Raw genomic sequence first — 16,610 nt, forward strand, 5'->3', positions numbered from 1 at the left:
CGTCCTTGCCGCACAGGGCAAAGCCTTCTGCGCAGGCCATGACCTGCGGCAGATGCAGGCGGCGCGGGACGGGGCGGACGGCGGCGCGGCGGCCTTCGCGGACCTGTTCGACCGCTGCGCCCGGATGATGCAGATGATCCCCGTCCTGCCCCAGCCGGTGATCGCCGAGGTTCAGGGCATCGCCACGGCGGCGGGCTGCCAGCTGGTCGCCTCCTGCGACATGGCGGTGGCGTCCGACACGGCGCGCTTCGGGGTCAATGGCGTGAATATCGGCCTGTTCTGTTCGACCCCGATGGTTGCCCTGACCCGCGCCGTCCCGCCCAAGGCCGCGTTCGAGATGCTGACGACGGGCGACTTCATCGACGCCGCCCGCGCCCAGCAGCTTGGCCTGGTCAACCGCGTCACGACGCGCGAGACGCTGACCGACACCACCATGCGGATGGCCGCGACCATCGCCGCCAAGCTGCCCGCCGCGATCCGCCTGGGCAAGCGCGCCTTCCACGACCAGTTGCGGCTTGGCCTGACCGATGCCTATGCGACAGCGGGACAGACGATGTGCCAGAACATCCTGCTGCCCGACACCGCCGAAGGCATGGCGGCCTTCCTGGAAAAGCGCCCGCCAAGCTGGTCGTGATATGCTTTGCCTTGGCTAAATATCCTCCGGGGGAGTCGCGAAGCGACGGGGGCGGAAAGCCCCCTGCCCCGGTGCCGTCAGCGCGACGCAAGCCCCTTCACCAGGTCGGTAAAATGCTCGCCGCGCTTCTCGAAATTCGGATACTGGTCGAAGCTGGCCGCCGCCGGGGCCAGCAGCACCGTTTCGCCCGGCTCGGCCTCGGAGGCGGCGCGGGCGACGGCGGCTTCCATCGTCTCGGCGATCTCGTAAGGGGTCGGGCCGATTTCCAGCGCGAAATCGCGGGCGGAATGGCCGATCAGATAGGCCTTGGTCACACGGGTCAGATAGGGCGCAAGCGCGCCGATCCCGCCTTCCTTGCCCAGCCCCCCGGCGATCCAGCGGATCCGGTCGAAAGCCTGCAAGGCCTTGGCTGCGGAATCGACATTGGTGGCCTTGGAATCGTTGACGTAACGGACCCCGCCGATCTCGGCCACGGTCTGGCTGCGATGCGGCAGGCCCGCGAAGCTGTGGAACGCCGCCTCGATCTCTCGCGGCGCCAGACCCAGGGCGCGGCAGGCGGCATAGGCCGCGCAGGCATTCTGGTGGTTATGCGCGCCGGGCAGTCCCTGGACGCCGCGCAGGTCGATGGAAGCCGCCTGCCGCCCCTTGCGGTATTCGGCCAGATGCCCCTTGCGCGCAAAGACCGACCAGGCCGCCCCGTCCAGCTTCTGCCCCGAGGACACGCGGATCACCCGGTCATCCGCCGGTCCCATCGACAACTGGTCCGCCAGATACAGCCCCTCGACCTCATCGACGCCGATCACCGCGCGATCCGGCCCGCCCTCGGCGAACAGCCTGCGCTTGGCCGCGAAATAGCCGCCCGGCCCGCCGTGCCGGTCCAGGTGATCGGGCGAGAGGTTGGTGAAGACCGCGACATCCGGCGTCAGCGCGCGGGCGAGTTCCGTCTGATAGCTGGACAGTTCCAGCACCACGACCTCTCCGTCATGGGCAGGCTCCAGCGACAGCACGCCGGTGCCGATATTGCCGCCCATTTGCGTCGGACGGCCCGATTCCCGCAGGATATGGTGGATCAGCGCGGTGGTGGTGGATTTGCCGTTCGAGCCGGTCACGGCGATCACGCGGGGGGCGCGGTCGAAGCCCTCCCAATCCTCGGTCGCATAGCTGCGGAAGAACAGGCCGATGTCGTTGTCGACCGGAATGCCCAAGGCAAAGGCCCTGGCGATCGCCGGATGCGGTTTCGGGTAAAGATGCGGAATGCCGGGGCTGGCGATCAGCGCGGCCACACCCTGCCAGGCATCGTCGCGGGTCAGATCGGCGATGGTAAGCCCATCCGCCGCCGCAGCCTCTCGCGTGTCATTGCCGTCGTCCCAGGCAATGACCTTGGCGCCGCCCGCCGCCAGGGCGGCAGCGGTGGCCTTGCCGGACCGGCCGAGGCCCAGAACGGCAATGGTTTGTCCTTCGACACCCTGAACCGGAATCATCAGCGCAACCTTTCAACCTCGCCGGGGGCTTCGCGCCCCCGGACCCCCGCGGGATATTTGAGCCAAGGCAGAGATCACCGCAGCTTCAGCGTCGCCAGCCCGATCAGCGCCAGGATCAGCGAGATGATCCAGAAGCGGATCACGATCTGCGGTTCGGCCCAGCCCTTCTTTTCGAAATGGTGGTGGATCGGCGCCATCAGGAAGACCCGGCGGCCGGTGCGCTTGAAATAGGCGACCTGGATGATGACCGAAAGCGCCTCGACCACGAACAGCCCGCCGACGATGGCCAGCACGATCTCGTGCTTGGTCACTACCGCTATGGCGCCAAGCGCGCCGCCCAGGGCCAGCGACCCGGTATCGCCCATGAAGACCGCCGCCGGGGGGGCGTTATACCATAGAAAGCCCAGGCCCCCGCCGATCAGGGCCGAGACGAAGATCAGGATCTCGCCCGTGCCGGGCACATAATTGACGCCCAGATAGGTGGTGAAGTCCACCCGGCCCACGGTATAGGCGATCACGCCCAGCGTCCCGGCGGCGATCATCACCGGCATGATCGCCAGCCCGTCCAGCCCGTCCGTCAGGTTCACCGCATTGGCCGATCCGACGATCACCAGCATCCCGAAGGGGATGAAGAACAGCCACAGGTTCAGCAGCGCGTCCTTGAAGACCGGCAGGGCCAGTTGCCCCGACAGATCCGCCGGATGCAGCCACATCGCCCAGGCCGAGGCGACGAAGGCCAGCGCCAGCCCCAGGGCCATCCGCACCCGGCCCGAGACGCCCTTGGTGTTCTGCTTGCTGACCTTGGCGTAATCGTCGGCGAATCCGATCGCGGCATAGCCCGCCGTCACCAGCAGCACGATCCAGACATAGCCGTTGTCCAGCCGCGCCCATAAAAGCGTCGAAAAGAACAGCGCCGACAGGATCAGGATGCCGCCCATCGTCGGGGTGCCGGCCTTGACGAAATGACCCTCGGGGCCGTCGTCGCGGATCGGCTGGCCCTTTTTCTGGACGCGGCGCAAATAGTTGATCAGCGGACGCCCGAAGATGAAACCGAAGATCAACGCCGTGAAGAAGGCCGCGCCCGCCCGGAAGGTGATATAGCGAAACAGGTTGAAGAGGTCGCCCCCCTCGGAAAGGCTGCTTAGCCAATAGAGCATCGGTTATTCTTTCGTTTCAGGGACGGGCGTCTGCGCCGTTTTCCGCAAGGCGTCAACGACGGTCGAAATCTTCGAGGACTTGGAGCCCTTCACCAGCACGATATCGCCGGGCCTGACCAGATCGGCAGCACGCACCGCCAGGTCCGCCGCCGTTTCCGCCCAGAGGCCGCGCTTGGCGGCCGGCAGGGCGTCATGCAGATGGCGCATCCGGGGACCGGCGCTGTGGACCAGATCGACCTGCGCCATGGCGGGATCCTCGGCCATGGCGCGGTGCATCGCCATCTCCTCCGCGCCCAGTTCCAGCATGTCGCCCAGGATCGCCACGCGGCGCCCGCCCCGAAGCCCGGCCAGCGTCGCCAGCCCCGCCGACAGCGAGGTGGGGTTGGCGTTATAGGCATCGTCGATCAGGCGCAGGCCCGCCAATTCCTCGACCGCGCCGCGCCCCTTGGGCGGCAGCCAGTCGCCAAGGCGCTTGCCCGCTTCCTTCACATCCGCCCCGGCGGCGGCCAGCGCGGCCAGCACGCCGACCGCGTTCATCGCGAAATGCGCGCCGGTGGTTTGTAACTTGAAATCAATCGTTTCGCCGCCGATCCGCGCGCGGCATCTCAAGGCGCCCTGTTCAGCCCTGGCCTGGACCAGCTTCGCCTGGCCGTCGCGGCCAAAGCCCATGACCAAGGCGCCCGCCTCGTCGGCGCAATCGCGCAGGATCTGGGTAACGGGCAGATCCTCGGGGATGATGGCATGGCCGATGGGCTCAAGCCCCTGGAAGATCGCGCCCTTTTCGCGGGCGATGCCCTCGATGGCGCCGAAGGCTTCCAGATGGGCGGCGGCGACGGTGGTGATCATCGCCACATGCGGGCGGGCCAGTCGCGACAGGGGCGCGATCTCGCCCGGATGGTTCATGCCGATCTCGATGATGGCGAAATCGGTGTGGCGCGGCATCCGCGCAAGCGTCAGCGGCACGCCCCAATGGTTGTTATAGCTGGCCTCGGCGGCGTGGACGCGTCCCTGCCCCGCCAAGGCCAGCCGCGCCATGTCCTTGGTCGAGGTCTTTCCCACGGATCCGGTGATGGCGATGACCTTGCCCGCCATGCGCCTGCGCCCGGCCCGGCCCAGCGATTCCAGCGCCGCCAGCACATCCGGCACGATCAGCAGCGGCGCGGTCGGCGAAACGCCCTGGGGGATGCGGCTGACCAGGGCTGCCGCGGCACCCTTGTCCAGCGCCTGCGCCACGAAATCGTGACCGTCGCGCGCGTCCGTCAGCGCCACGAACAGGTCGCCCGGCCGGATCGTGCGGGTGTCGATGGAGACGCCCGTCGCGGTCCAGTCGCCTTGCGCGCGTCCACCTGTCGCGGCGGCGGCATCATTGGCGGTCCACAAGGTCATATCTTGCCGTCCAGTGCCGCGACCGCGACCGATGCCTGTTCGGCGTCGTCGAAGGGATAGACGTCGGTGCCGATGATCTGGCCGGTCTCGTGACCCTTGCCGCAGATCAGCAGCGCGTCGCCCGGCAGCAGCGCATCGACGCCGCGCAGGATCGCCTCGGCCCGGTCGGGAATCTCGGTGGCGTCGGGACCGGCGCCTTCCAGAACGGCGGCGCGGATCAGGGCGGGATCCTCGGTGCGGGGGTTGTCGTCGGTGACGATCACCACATCGGCGAAGTCGCGCGCCGCTTGCCCCATCAGCGGGCGCTTGCCCCGGTCGCGGTCGCCGCCCGCGCCGATCACGCAGACGATCCGGCCCATCACATGCGGGCGCAGCGACCCAAGCGCGGCGATCACCGCGCCCGGCTTATGGGCGTAATCGACAAAGACCGTCGCGCCGTTTTCGCGCTGCGCGACAAGCTGCATCCGGCCGCGCACCGTATGCAGTTCCGGCAGCGCGCGCAGGACGGCATCGGCGGGATCGCCCGCCGCCAGCACCAGCCCCATCGCCGCCAGCACGTTTTCCGCCTGGAACCCGCCGATCAGCGGCAGGCGGACCATGTGCGGCTGGCCCATGACCGAGAATCGCAGATCCTGCCCGGTCGCATCGTAACGCTGACCCAGGATCCGCAGCATCGCCGTCTCGCGCGTGCCAACGGTGGTGACGGCCAGGCCTCGGTCGGTGGCGATGTCGACCATCTGCCGTCCCCGGTCGCCGTCCACGTTGATGACGGCCGAGCCGCCGTCTTCCAGGATATGATTGAACAACAGCGCCTTGGCGGCGAAATAGTCGTCAAAACCCGCGTGGTAATCCAAGTGATCCTGGCTGAAATTGGTGAAGGCCCCGGCCTCGACCCGCACGCCGTCCAGGCGTCGCTGATCAAGCCCGTGGCTGGAGGCTTCCATCGCGGCATGGGTGACGCCCGCCGCCGCGGCCTCGGCCAGGATGCGGTGCAGGGTCAGGGGGTCGGGCGTGGTATGGGCCAGCTTGGCCTGGAAATCGCCCTGAACGCCCATGGTGCCCAGGCTGATCGCCTTGTGGCCCAGATGCTGCCAGATCTGGCGGGTGAAGCTGGCGACGCTGGTCTTGCCCGATGTGCCGGTGACGGCCACGACATGATCGGGCTGCGCTTCGAACCACAGCGCGGCGGCGCCGGCCAGGGCGGCGCGCGGATCCTCGGCCACGACCACGGCGCCGTCCCAGCCGGACAGGGCATGGGCCGCCATCTCGGCCCCCGCGCGGTCGGTCAGAACGGCAGCCGCCTGCATCCGCAGGGCATAGGGAATGAAGTCCGCCCCATGCAGCGCCGATCCCGGCAGGGCCGCGAACAGATGGCCGGGTTTCACGGTGCGGCTGTCCAGCGACAGCCCGGTGATCTGCGGGTCGCGCCCGTCCCTTGCCCGCAGCCCCAACTGCGACAGCGTCTTTCTGCCCTGCACCGTCTCACCCGTCATTGATTTGCGCTGAGCTTTAGCTCATCGCCCGGTCGCGATTCAACACGGGGCGCGAAGCGCGGGGCGATGACCGGCAGGTTTTCGTCGCTCAGGGGTTTCAGCCCGACCAGGGGCGCCAGGCGGCGGACGATGGCGGCGGCGACCGGCGCGGCGGTGGCCCCCGCCGTGCGGCTTTCCCCACCCGGCCCGGTGACCGAGGGTTCGTCCAGCGTCACGATCATCACATATTTCGGCGCGCTTGCCGGAAAGACCGACGCGAAGGTCGAGACCACCTTGTTGTCGTAATACCCGCCCGAGGGGCGCGGCTTGTCGGCGGTGCCGGTCTTGCCCGCGATCTCGTAACCCTCGACCTCGGCCTGCCTGGCGGTGCCGCGCGTCACGACCTGGCGCAGCATGTCCACCGCGCGGGCGGCGGCGCGTTCCGACAGGATCCGTTCGCCCTGAGGCCGGGTGCGGCCGTGGATCAGCGTCGGCGTCACCTTCACGCCGCCATTGGCGACGGTCGCATAGGCGGCGGCCAGATGCAGCGGGCTGGCGGCCAGGCCGTGGCCGAAGGACACGGTGGCGGCGGTCACGGCGGGCCAGCGGTTGGGCACCAGCGGCTTGCCGGTCGGGGCCTCGACCATCTCGATCGGCAGCGGGTCGAAGAAGCCCAGCTTTTGCAGGAAGGCCTTTTGCCGGTCCACGCCGATCATCTGCGCGATCCTGACCGTGCCGACGTTCGAGGATTTCACGATCACGTCCGTCGCCGACAGCTGCGGGCCATAGTTCGAAAAGTCGCTGATCCGGTATTTGCCGATCCGCATCGGCGTCGTGGTGTTGATGCCGCTGTTGGGGTTGATGATCTGCAAATCCAGCGCCTGGGCGACCGGAAAGATCTTGAAGGTCGAACCCAGTTCGTATTGTCCCTGCACCGCGCGGTTGAACAGCGGGCTGTCGGACGGATCGCCCTTCAGCAGCGGGCGCGGGCGGTCGTTCGGATCGAAATCGGGCAGGCTGGCCATGGCCAGGATCTCGCCCGATTCGATTTCCATCAGGATGCCGGTGGCACCCTTGGCGCTCATCACCTCCATGCCCGAGGCCAGAACCTGCTCCATCGCCGACTGGACGGGCAGGTCGATGGACAGCTGCAACGGCGCGCCGTCATTGGCGGGATCGCGCAGCCAGCCGTCGAAGGCCTTTTCGACGCCCGCCACGCCCAGAACCTCGGCGCTGTCCACGCCCTCGTTGCCGAAGCCCGATCCGCCCAGGATATGGCTGGCGATATGGCCGTTGGGATAGACGCGCATCTCTCGCGGGCCGAACAGCAGGCCGGGTTCGCCGATGTCATGGACGGCCTGCATCTGTTCGGGCGACATCTTGCGCTTGATCCACAGGAACTTGCGGCTGCCGGTGAAATCCTTCGTCAGCTCGGTCGCGTCCAGGTCGGGGAAGATCCGCGCCAGTTCGTTCGCCGCGCCCACCGGATCGACCATCTGGTGGGGATGGGCATACAGCGAATGGGTCAGCAGGTTCGTCGCCAGAACCCGGCCCTGCCGGTCGGTGATGTCGGCGCGCTGCGAGACGATCTGGGCCGACATCACCTCGTTCTGCGGCTCGATCGGGTCGCTCGAGGCCAGCGTCCCCATGCGCACCCCCACGACGCCGAAGGCCAGCACGAAGCAGCTGGCCATCAGCGCCAGCCGCCCTTCGGCCCGGCGGCGGGCCTTGTCCTGGACGGCCTCGTGCCGCTGGCGGCGGGCCTCGGCCTCGATATCGTCGGGATTTTCGCCCCGCTCGCGGGCGCGGAGGATCTTGGCCAGGGGGCGCAGGGGGGTGCGGATCATGACGGTCACTCCTGTGGGGCGGCGTCGGCGCCGGGGACGGCCCCGGCTTCGGGGGCGGGTTCCGGGGGCGGGGGCGGCTTGGGATAGTCGATATGGCCCAGGCCCATCACCTGCCCGGATTCGCGCGGAATCAGTTGCAGGCGGTCGAAGTTCAGATCGACCAGTTCGCGCAGCCGTTCGGGACGGTTCAGATAGGCCCATTCGGCGCGCAGCACGCCCAGATCCTCGCGCAGTCCCGCGATTTCCCGTTGGATCTGGCGCATGTCGGCCAGCGACGCCTGGGTGCGGTAATTTTCCCGATAGGCCCAGAAGGCCAGGCCCATCACCAGCAGCGCGCAGGCCAGATAGGTCAGCGGGCGCATCAGTGGCCCCCTTTCGGCAGGCGCGGCATGGCCAGGGCATCGGCATCCACCGCCCCGGCGGGCGCGTCGGTGCGGATCGCCACGCGCAGCAGGGCGGACCGGGCGCGGGGGTTGGCGGATTCCTCGTCGGGATCGGGACCGATGGCGCGGCGGAACGGCATGGCGAAGGCCGGGGGCGCCATGTCCTGCGCGGGGGCATAGCGGCTGCCGCCGCCCGCGCTGTTCGACCGCGCCTGCATGAAGCGCTTGACGATCCGGTCTTCCAGCGAATGGAAGCTGACAACGGCCAGCTTGCCGCCGGGCTTCAGCGCGCGTTCGGCCGCCGACAGGCCGTCCACCAGTTGGCGGAATTCATCGTTCACCCAGATGCGGATCGCCTGGAAACTGCGGGTGGCGGGATGGCTCTGGCCCGGCTTGGGGCGCGGCAGGCATGAGGCGACCACCTCGGCCAGTTCGGCCGTCCGGGTCAGCGGCCGCGCGACGACGATGGCGCGGGCGATGCGGCGGGCCGCGCGTTCCTCGCCATAGTGATACAGCACATCGGCGATCACCGATTCGTCGGCGCTGTTCAGCAGATCGGCGGCGGACGGTCCCGCCTGCTCCATCCGCATGTCCAGCGGGCCGTCGCGCAGGAAGGAAAAGCCGCGTTCGGCCAGGTCGAGCTGCATCGAGCTGACGCCCAGATCCAGCACCACCCCGTCCAGCGGCTCGCCCGCCAGCGAATCGAGATCCGAAAACGTCCCCGCGACCAGCCGCAGCCGGTCGCCGTATTCGCCCGCCCATCCGGCGGCCATGTCGAAGACCAGCGGATCGCGGTCGACGCCGATCACCCGGCCGGCCCCCGCCGCCAGAAGGCCCCGCGCATACCCGCCCGCCCCGAAAGTGCCGTCCAGCCAGACACCGGCGACAGGCGCGACCGTCCGCAGCAGGGGGTTCAGAAGGACGGGCACATGCGATTCGGCCATTGCTCAGCCCTCGTCCACCTGGTCGAGGAAGGACCGCGGGTCGAAATCCGGGCCGTGCCGGGCGGTGAAATCCTCCAGCGCGGCGACATCCTTGGGACGGGTATCGGGGTGATAGACCTGGATATAGTCGCCGCGCGATTCGAAGATCGTCTCGGCGCCCTCGGTGAAGCCCAGCTTCTCGCGCAGCTTCTGGGGCAGGACCAGACGGCCCTCGCGGTCGATTTCCAGATCGGTGGACTGGCCGTTCATCAGCATTTCCAGCCAACGCCGTTCGGGCGACCCGCGCGTCAGCTTGTCGATCTGTTCGTCGATTTCTTCAATGGCTTCAATGGTGTAAAGTTCGATCCAGTTCCACCAGTCGGGACCATAGACGGCGACCAGTTGGGTGCGGCCGGTATTGGCACTGGCAAATCCGGGATCGCCGGCATCGAAGACGCGGCGCAGCCGGGCGGGGATCGACATCCGACCCTTGCCATCGACCTTGACGGATTCAGTGCCTCTGAACTTCCGCGCCACCTTGGCCCTGCCTCACTGCCCAGCCCTTCCGCCCGCCTGAAAGAGAAAGGGCGGACCGGGCTGCTGCCACTGCCCGATCCGCCGCCCTCGTTCCCACGGTCTTCCCCGTTTTCGGGGTCCGTCCTTGTCAGGCGCCACCTGGGGGAGGTGCTGCTCGCGCCTGCGGACGGCTTTGTTGGAAAACGGACGCCTGTATGAAAGCCTGCTTCGCCTTTTTGGGGTCTTGGACGCCCCTTTACTGCCCGTCTTCGTGATCAGGTTGTGGCATGGGAATTCATGGGAAGCAATGGAATTCTGCGCCCGGTGAGGAAGCCAAACCGCGAACAGCGAAATGTCGCGGATTGTGACGAAATCACGACGAATCGCCTTGAAACCCAAGTCCTTGGGTTCAAAGCTTCGATTCACTCAAGATATCGAGGATTAATATTTGATACAGGCCCGGATCCATGGCCAGCACAGCTTCCCGCGCGGGCGGACCTGTTGCCACTTATCCACAAGAAAGCAGAAATGCGGCTATGCGCCTTCACGCCGCCTCACGGTGGGGTGATCCCGTCAGGCAACGCGGGCGCGGATGCTTCTTTGCCTATTCCCGCGTTTTCCCAGAGCCAGGGAATCAGGCCAGGCCGTCCTTGATCAGCCGATCCGCCAGCCGGGCATAGGCATCGGCCGTCGCGCCGTCGCCAAGCGCCACCGGACGCCCCGAATCGCCCGCCAGGCGCACGTCCAGTTCCAGCGGCAACTCGCCCAGGAAGGGCAGGCCCAGGGCATCTGCCTCGGCCGCGACGCCGCCATGGCCGAACAGATGCGCCTCGTGCCCGCAACTCGGGCAGATATAGGTGGACATGTTCTCGATCAGCCCCAGGATCGGAGCCTTCAGCTTGTTGAACATGTCGATGGCGCGCCGCGCATCCAGCAGCGCCACGTCCTGCGGGGTCGAAACGATGATCGCCCCGGTCACGGCGGCCTTCTGGCACAGGCTCAGCTGTACGTCGCCGGTGCCCGGCGGCAGGTCGATCAGCAGCACGTCCAGCTCGCCCCAGTTCACCTGTTGCAGCATCTGCTGCATCGCCCCCATCAGCATCGGGCCGCGCCAGACCACCGCCTCGCCTTCCTTCAGCATCAGGCCGATGGACATGACGGTGACGCCATGGGCGTGCAGCGGCTCGATATGCTGGCCGTCGGGGCTGGCCGGGCGGCCCGACACGCCCATCATGCGCGGCTGCGAGGGGCCATAGATGTCGGCGTCCAGCAGCCCGACCCGCCGCCCCGCGCGCGCCAGCGCCACCGCCAGGTTCGAGGTGACGGTGGACTTGCCGACGCCGCCCTTGCCCGACCCGATGGCAATGATGTTCTTCACGCCGGGAATCGGCTGCGGCCCGGCCTGCCCGGTCGGATGACGGCCGATCTGCAAGGACGGCGCGGCGCCGGAACTGCGCACCGGCTGGGCGGGGGCCGCCTTGCCTGCGGGCGCGGTCATGACGATCTGGACCCTGGCCACGCCCGGCATGGCCTCCAGGCGGCGCCGGGCCTCGGTCTCGACGGAGGCAAGGCTGCGCGCCGCGGCGGCATCCGCCACCTCCAGCACGAATCTGACCGTGTCGCCATCGACCGAAAATGCCCGCACCAGATCGGCTTTTTCCAGCGTTCGGCCGTCCGGCAGGACGATATCAGAGATTTCCCTTAGGGCAGCTTCGCGGTTCACGGACATGTCAGGACCTGTTTGAGAGATTGACGCAACCATGGTCCACACCGGCGGCGGCATCAACCGCCCGCCGCAATATGTGGCAAGATGACCGCCGCACCCCCGGATCCGCGCATTTTTGCGGCGCGGCGTGAACGCTAACGCACCGGGCCTGTTATTTTTTTGACATGAATATTAATGGGCTTGCGGCTAATTGATGTGCCAGTCATGCGGTTGCTGCATGGCAGCATTCCCCAATGACCCATTGTGCAGTCGCAGCATCAGCGCCATCTTGGGTGCATCGAAACGGCGCCGGGCCATCCGGGCAGGGCGCAGACGCAAGAGACGCTGAAAGGATACATCATGGCTGCCATCGCACATACCCACAACGCCGCCGCCGCCACGGGCTTCGCCGGTCGTTTGATGGCTGCGATCCAGCACATGCAGGAAAACCGCGCCCGCCGTGCGATCTATCGCCAGACGGTCCGCGAACTGAACGTGCTGACCAACCGCGACCTGGCCGATCTGGGCATCAACCGCGCAATGATCGGTCGCCTGGCCCACGAAGCGGCCTGGGGCACGAAATAACGACGGAATTTTCCGCCCCCCCTCCTCCCTGGGGCGCGGAAACCGGCGGCATCCTCTCTCTCCTCCCCCCGAGGATGCCGCCCAAAGACAGCGCCGGAACCCGTCTCCTCCCCCAGGGTTCCAGCGACAGGCGGCGGTCCCTTCCTCCTCCCATGGGGTCGCCGCGACCTGACATAGCCGCCCTGATCGCGGCACCCGATACGGCCCGCCCTCTCCTCCTCCCACGGGTGCGCCGTCTGCGGTGAAGCCTCTCTCCTCCCCGGCTGATCCGCACCCCATAGCCGCCCCATTTGCGGCACCCGGATACGACGGACCCCTCCTCCCATTGGTCCGATCGTTGGCGGCATCGGCTCTCCTCCTCCCTGGCCGTGCCGCACCCCAAACGCGGCCCCTCCCTCCTCCCTGGGCCAGCGTTCTGCGGCGGCGCCCCTCCTCCTCCCTGGGCGCCGCCGCCCCCATATAGCCGCCCCATTTGCGGCACCCGGATGCGACGGACCCCTCCTCCCATTGGTCCGATCGTTGGCGGCATCGGCTCTCCTCCTCCCTGGCCGTGCCGCACCCCAAACGCGGCCCTCCCTCCTCCCTGGGCCAGCGTTCTGCGGCGGCGCCCCTCCTCCTCCCTGGGCGCCGCCGCTTTTCGTTTCAGCCACCGGAACTGCGCCCCCGAACCCGTGGAACGGACCATCCAGGGCGCCATGATCCGGCGCAATGCCGACCCCGACAATCCCGCCTCTCTGATCGAACAGCAGGATGGCGGCCGGGTGCTGAAAAGCCATTCCGAACTGCGCAGGACGACATAGGGCTTTTCCCCCAGGGCGGCGCGGGCTAAGGGCGCGACATGCTCAGCTATCAACACGCCTATCATGCGGGAAACCTGGCCGACCTGCACAAGCACGCGCTGCTGGCCGCCGCGCTGGATTACCTGACGCGCAAAGACAAGCCGCTGTCCTATCTGGAGACCCATGCCGGGCGCGGCCTTTACCGGTTGGACGGGGCCGAGGCCGCCAAGACCGGCGAGGCGCGCGCCGGCATCCAGCGGGCCGAGGCGCAGGGATGGCTGCCGCCGGACCACCCGCTGATGCGCGCCCTGGCGCAGGTCCGCCGCAGCCATGGCCCGCAGTCCTATCCCGGATCGCCGCTGATCGCCGCGCATTTCCTGCGCCGGGGCGACGCCGCGCATCTGGCCGAGCTTCACCCCGCCGAATACGACGCCCTGACCCAGGTGGCGGGCTTTGCCACGCTGCATCGCCAGGACGGTTTCCAGATGGCGCAGGCCGTCTGCCCGCCCACGCCCCGGCGCGGGATGATCCTGATCGACCCCAGTTACGAGGTGAAGGCGGATTATGCCGCCATCCCGCGTCAGATCGGGCTGATCGCGCGCAAATGGAACGTGGGCGTCATCGCGCTGTGGTATCCGGTCCTGACCGACGGCCGCCATGCGCCGATGCTGGAGGCGCTGACCGTCGCCCATCCCTCGGCCCTGCTGTCCCAGGTGTCCTTCCCCCCGGCCCGCCCCGGCCATTCGATGATCGGATCGGGCATATGGGTGCTGAACGCCCCCTTCGGGCTGGCCGACGAGGCCGCGCGGCTGGACGCCATCTTCCGCGCCAATGCCTGAACCGGGGGATTCCCCTGCCCCCGCCCCTGTGGCATGATCCCCCGACCAACTGAAACGGCCCCGTCATGTCGCAGCGTCTTTCCCTCAGCGCCACCGTGCTTCTGGCTCTGGCCGTGGCCCTGGGCCTGTATTTCGCCTTCGCCGCCGTGCAAGGCCCGTCCGGCATTCTGCGCCGCATCCAGATCGAATCCGAAACCGCCGAACTGGCCATCGAACGCGACAGGCTGAAGGCCGAGGTCCAGGACATGCAGAACCTGACGCGCCGCATGTCGGACGAATATCTGGACCTGGATCTGCTGGACGAACGCGCCCGCGAAATCCTGGGCCTGATCCGCGCCGACGAGGTGATCCTGCGCTGAAAGCCGCGCTGCGGTTCGCGGATTGCACCCCCCATACCGATGCGCTACGGATAGTTTAACGCTGAACTATTCTGACCGCGCTTCGAGGAGGAACCCCCGCATGGCCAGGAAGCCTGCCCCCGCAACCCAGACACAGGCCCCCGAGACACCGTCGAACGTATCACGGGATGAACTGCTGAAATATTACCGCGACATGCTGCTGATCCGCCGGTTCGAGGAAAAGGCCGGCCAGCTTTACGGCATGGGCCTGATCGGCGGCTTCTGCCACCTGTATATCGGCCAGGAAGCGGTCGTCGTCGGGCTGGAAGCGGCCGCGAAGGACGGCGACAAGCGCATCACCAGCTATCGCGACCACGGCCATATGCTGGCCTGCGGCATGGAAGCGCGCGGCGTCATGGCCGAGCTGACCGGCCGCGAGGGCGGCTATTCCAAGGGCAAGGGCGGCTCGATGCACATGTTCAGCCGCGAAAAGCATTTCTACGGCGGCCATGGCATCGTCGGGGCCCAGGTGCCGCTGGGCGCGGGCCTGGCCTTCGCCGACAAATACCTGGGCAACGACAACGTCACCTTCACCTATTTCGGCGACGGCGCCGCCAACCAGGGCCAGGTCTACGAGACCTACAACATGGCCGTGCTGTGGGATCTGCCGGTGGTCTTCGTGATCGAGAACAACCAGTATGCCATGGGCACCTCGATGAAGCGGTCCACCCGGTCCACCACGCTGTTCGGGCGGGGCGAGGCCTTCGGCATCCCCGGCGAACAGGTCGACGGCATGGACGTGCTGGCCGTAAAGGCGGCGGGCGAAAAGGCCGTGGCCCACTGCCGCGCCGGCAAGGGGCCGTATATCCTAGAGGTCATGACCTATCGCTATCGCGGCCATTCGATGTCCGACCCGGCGAAATACCGCACCCGCGAGGAGGTGCAGAAGATGCGCGACGAACGCGACGCCATCGAACATGTCCGCGAACTGCTGCTGCAGGGCAGCCATGCCAGCGAAGATGACCTGAAGGCCATCGACAAGGACATCAAGGATATCGTCAACGATTCGGCCGAATTCGCCAAGGAAAGCCCGGAACCGGCCTTGGAAGAACTGTGGACCGACATTTACGCCGAAAACCTGCCCCAGGGCAGCGCCGAAGAAATGGCCTGAGGGAGGGTTGAACGAATGGCTACCGAAATCCTGATGCCCGCCCTGTCCCCCACGATGGAGGAGGGCACCCTGGCGAAATGGCTGAAGAAGGAAGGCGACGCGGTCAAATCCGGCGACATCATCGCCGAGATCGAGACAGACAAGGCGACGATGGAATTCGAGGCCGTGGATGAAGGCATCCTGGGCAAGATCCTGATCGCCGAAGGCTCGCAGGGCGTGAAGGTGAACACCCCCATCGCCGTGCTGGTCGAGGAAGGCGAATCGGCAGACGACGCCAAGACCGAAGCCGCACCGGCAGAAGCCGCGCCCGCCGAGGCGAAGGCCGAAGCCCCCGCCGCATCCGCCGTCGAACAGATCAAGACCCCCGAACCCGACCGCAGCCCCGACTGGCCGGAAGGCACCAGAACGAAGACCATGACCGTGCGCGAAGCCCTGCGCGAGGCCATGGACGAGGAGATGGCCCGCGACGAAACCGTCTTCCTGATGGGCGAGGAAGTCGGCGAATACCAGGGCGCCTACAAGATCAGCCAGGGCCTGCTGGACAAATACGGTTCCCGCCGCGTCGTGGATACCCCGATCAGCGAGATCGGCTTCGCGGGCATCGGCACGGGCGCCGCGCTTGCGGGCCTGCGCCCCATTGTCGAGTTCATGACCTTCAACTTCGCCATGCAGGCGATGGACCACATCATCAATTCGGCCGCCAAGACGCTCTACATGTCGGGCGGGCAGATGGGCTGTCCCATCGTCTTCCGCGGCCCGAACGGCGCCGCCGCCCGCGTGGGCGCGCAGCACAGCCAGGATTACGCGGCGTGGTATTCGGCGATTCCCGGCCTCAAGGTCGTCATGCCCTATACCGCCGCCGACGCGAAGGGCCTGCTGAAACAGGCGATCCGCGACCCGAACCCGGTGATCTTCTTGGAAAACGAGATCCTCTATGGCCGCTCGTTCGAGGTGCCGGATCTGGCCGATTTCACCATCCCCTTCGGCAAGGCGCGCATCGCGCGATCCGGCAAGGACGTGACGATCATCAGCTTCGGCATCGGCATGGCCCATGCCCTGGAAGCCGCCGACAAGCTGGCCCAGGACGGGATCGAGGCCGAGGTGATCGACCTGCGCACCCTGCGACCCCTCGACTATGCCACCATCCTCGACTCGGTGAAGAAGACCAACCGCGCCGTGACGGTCGAGGAAGGCTTCCCCGTGGGCTCCATCGGCAACCACCTGTCGGCCTATATCATGGAAAACGCCTTCGATTACCTGGACGCCCCGGTCATCAACTGCACCGGCAAGGACGTGCCCATGCCCTATGCCGCCAACCTTGAAAGACACGCCCTGATCACCGTCGCCGAGGTGGTCGAGGCGGTCAAAAAAGTCACCTACAGGTAAGGGATTAT

At 67.3% G+C, this 16,610-nt stretch carries 16 protein-coding genes (1 of these 16 only partly in view); 7 read left to right on the forward strand and 9 right to left on the reverse strand.

The window, feature by feature from the left end:
• A protein-coding gene (locus PXD02_RS12800) for an enoyl-CoA hydratase (protein WP_275104233.1) crosses the window boundary here: on the forward strand, positions 1–634 show its 3' portion. The gene continues 152 nt to the left of window position 1, outside the view; 634 of the gene's 786 nt are visible here — the last part of the coding sequence; the start codon falls outside the window, past its left edge; the stop codon is at positions 632–634.
• Positions 635–711: 77 nt separating this feature from the next.
• Here PXD02_RS12800 and murD read toward each other — a convergent pair whose 3' ends face one another.
• The 9 genes from murD to PXD02_RS12845 form a co-directional block, all read right to left on the reverse strand.
• Positions 712–2,115, reverse strand: coding sequence for a UDP-N-acetylmuramoyl-L-alanine--D-glutamate ligase (gene murD / locus PXD02_RS12805; protein WP_275104234.1), 1,404 nt, complete (start codon positions 2,113–2,115; stop codon positions 712–714).
• 74 nt (positions 2,116–2,189) lie between these two features.
• Positions 2,190–3,272, reverse strand: a complete 1,083-nt coding sequence (gene mraY, locus PXD02_RS12810) for a phospho-N-acetylmuramoyl-pentapeptide-transferase (RefSeq protein WP_275104235.1) — start codon at positions 3,270–3,272, stop codon at positions 2,190–2,192.
• Between the two features lie 3 nt (positions 3,273–3,275).
• On the reverse strand, positions 3,276–4,658 hold the full coding sequence (locus tag PXD02_RS12815; protein WP_275104236.1) for a UDP-N-acetylmuramoyl-tripeptide--D-alanyl-D-alanine ligase: 1,383 nt from the start codon (positions 4,656–4,658) through the stop codon (positions 3,276–3,278).
• A complete protein-coding gene (locus PXD02_RS12820; protein WP_275104237.1) occupies positions 4,655–6,151 on the reverse strand; it encodes a UDP-N-acetylmuramoyl-L-alanyl-D-glutamate--2,6-diaminopimelate ligase in 1,497 nt (498 codons plus the stop codon). Before PXD02_RS12820 ends, PXD02_RS12815 begins: the two co-directional genes overlap by 4 nt.
• Positions 6,148–7,977, reverse strand: coding sequence for a peptidoglycan D,D-transpeptidase FtsI family protein (locus PXD02_RS12825; protein ID WP_275104238.1), 1,830 nt, complete (start codon positions 7,975–7,977; stop codon positions 6,148–6,150). Before PXD02_RS12825 ends, PXD02_RS12820 begins: the two co-directional genes overlap by 4 nt.
• A 5-nt stretch (positions 7,978–7,982) precedes the next feature.
• Positions 7,983–8,339 carry a cell division protein FtsL gene (gene ftsL, locus PXD02_RS12830; protein WP_275104239.1) on the reverse strand — a complete coding sequence of 119 codons (357 nt, stop codon included), beginning with the start codon at positions 8,337–8,339 and terminating at the stop codon, positions 7,983–7,985.
• Complete coding sequence (rsmH, locus tag PXD02_RS12835; protein WP_275104240.1) at positions 8,339–9,304, reverse strand: 16S rRNA (cytosine(1402)-N(4))-methyltransferase RsmH; 966 nt, start codon at positions 9,302–9,304, stop codon at positions 8,339–8,341. The genes ftsL and rsmH overlap by 1 nt, the downstream gene beginning before the upstream one ends.
• 3 nt (positions 9,305–9,307) lie before the next feature.
• Entirely contained in the window at positions 9,308–9,820 is a 513-nt protein-coding gene (locus PXD02_RS12840; RefSeq protein ID WP_473092025.1) for a division/cell wall cluster transcriptional repressor MraZ, read from the reverse strand.
• Positions 9,821–10,433: 613 nt separating this feature from the next.
• Positions 10,434–11,528, reverse strand: a complete 1,095-nt coding sequence (locus PXD02_RS12845; protein WP_275104242.1) for an Mrp/NBP35 family ATP-binding protein — start codon at positions 11,526–11,528, stop codon at positions 10,434–10,436.
• A gap of 336 nt (positions 11,529–11,864) precedes the next feature.
• Between PXD02_RS12845 and PXD02_RS12850 the strand changes: the two genes are divergently transcribed.
• The 6 genes from PXD02_RS12850 to PXD02_RS12870 all read left to right on the forward strand — a co-directional run bounded on the left by PXD02_RS12850 (position 11,865) and on the right by PXD02_RS12870 (position 16,602).
• Positions 11,865–12,089 (forward strand): DUF1127 domain-containing protein, encoded by a 225-nt coding sequence (locus PXD02_RS12850; protein ID WP_241232613.1) that lies wholly within the window; start codon positions 11,865–11,867, stop codon positions 12,087–12,089.
• Positions 12,090–12,574: 485 nt separating this feature from the next.
• A complete protein-coding gene (locus tag PXD02_RS16785) occupies positions 12,575–12,889 on the forward strand; it encodes an HVA1 family protein (RefSeq protein WP_342759036.1) in 315 nt (104 codons plus the stop codon).
• Positions 12,890–12,927: 38 nt separating this feature from the next.
• Complete coding sequence (rlmJ, locus tag PXD02_RS12855) at positions 12,928–13,707, forward strand: 23S rRNA (adenine(2030)-N(6))-methyltransferase RlmJ (RefSeq protein WP_275104243.1); 780 nt, start codon at positions 12,928–12,930, stop codon at positions 13,705–13,707.
• Between the two features lie 65 nt (positions 13,708–13,772).
• The gene (locus PXD02_RS12860) at positions 13,773–14,066 is read left to right on the forward strand and encodes an FtsB family cell division protein (RefSeq protein WP_275104244.1); all 294 of its coding nucleotides are present in this window, start codon (positions 13,773–13,775) and stop codon (positions 14,064–14,066) included.
• A gap of 100 nt (positions 14,067–14,166) precedes the next feature.
• Complete coding sequence (gene pdhA, locus PXD02_RS12865) at positions 14,167–15,216, forward strand: pyruvate dehydrogenase (acetyl-transferring) E1 component subunit alpha (protein ID WP_275104245.1); 1,050 nt, start codon at positions 14,167–14,169, stop codon at positions 15,214–15,216.
• A gap of 15 nt (positions 15,217–15,231) precedes the next feature.
• A complete protein-coding gene (locus PXD02_RS12870) occupies positions 15,232–16,602 on the forward strand; it encodes a pyruvate dehydrogenase complex E1 component subunit beta (protein WP_275104246.1) in 1,371 nt (456 codons plus the stop codon).
• Positions 16,603–16,610: the final 8 nt, after the last annotated feature.

The organism is Paracoccus sp. S3-43 (genome assembly GCF_029027965.1).
Taxonomy (GTDB): Bacteria; Pseudomonadota; Alphaproteobacteria; order Rhodobacterales; family Rhodobacteraceae; genus Paracoccus.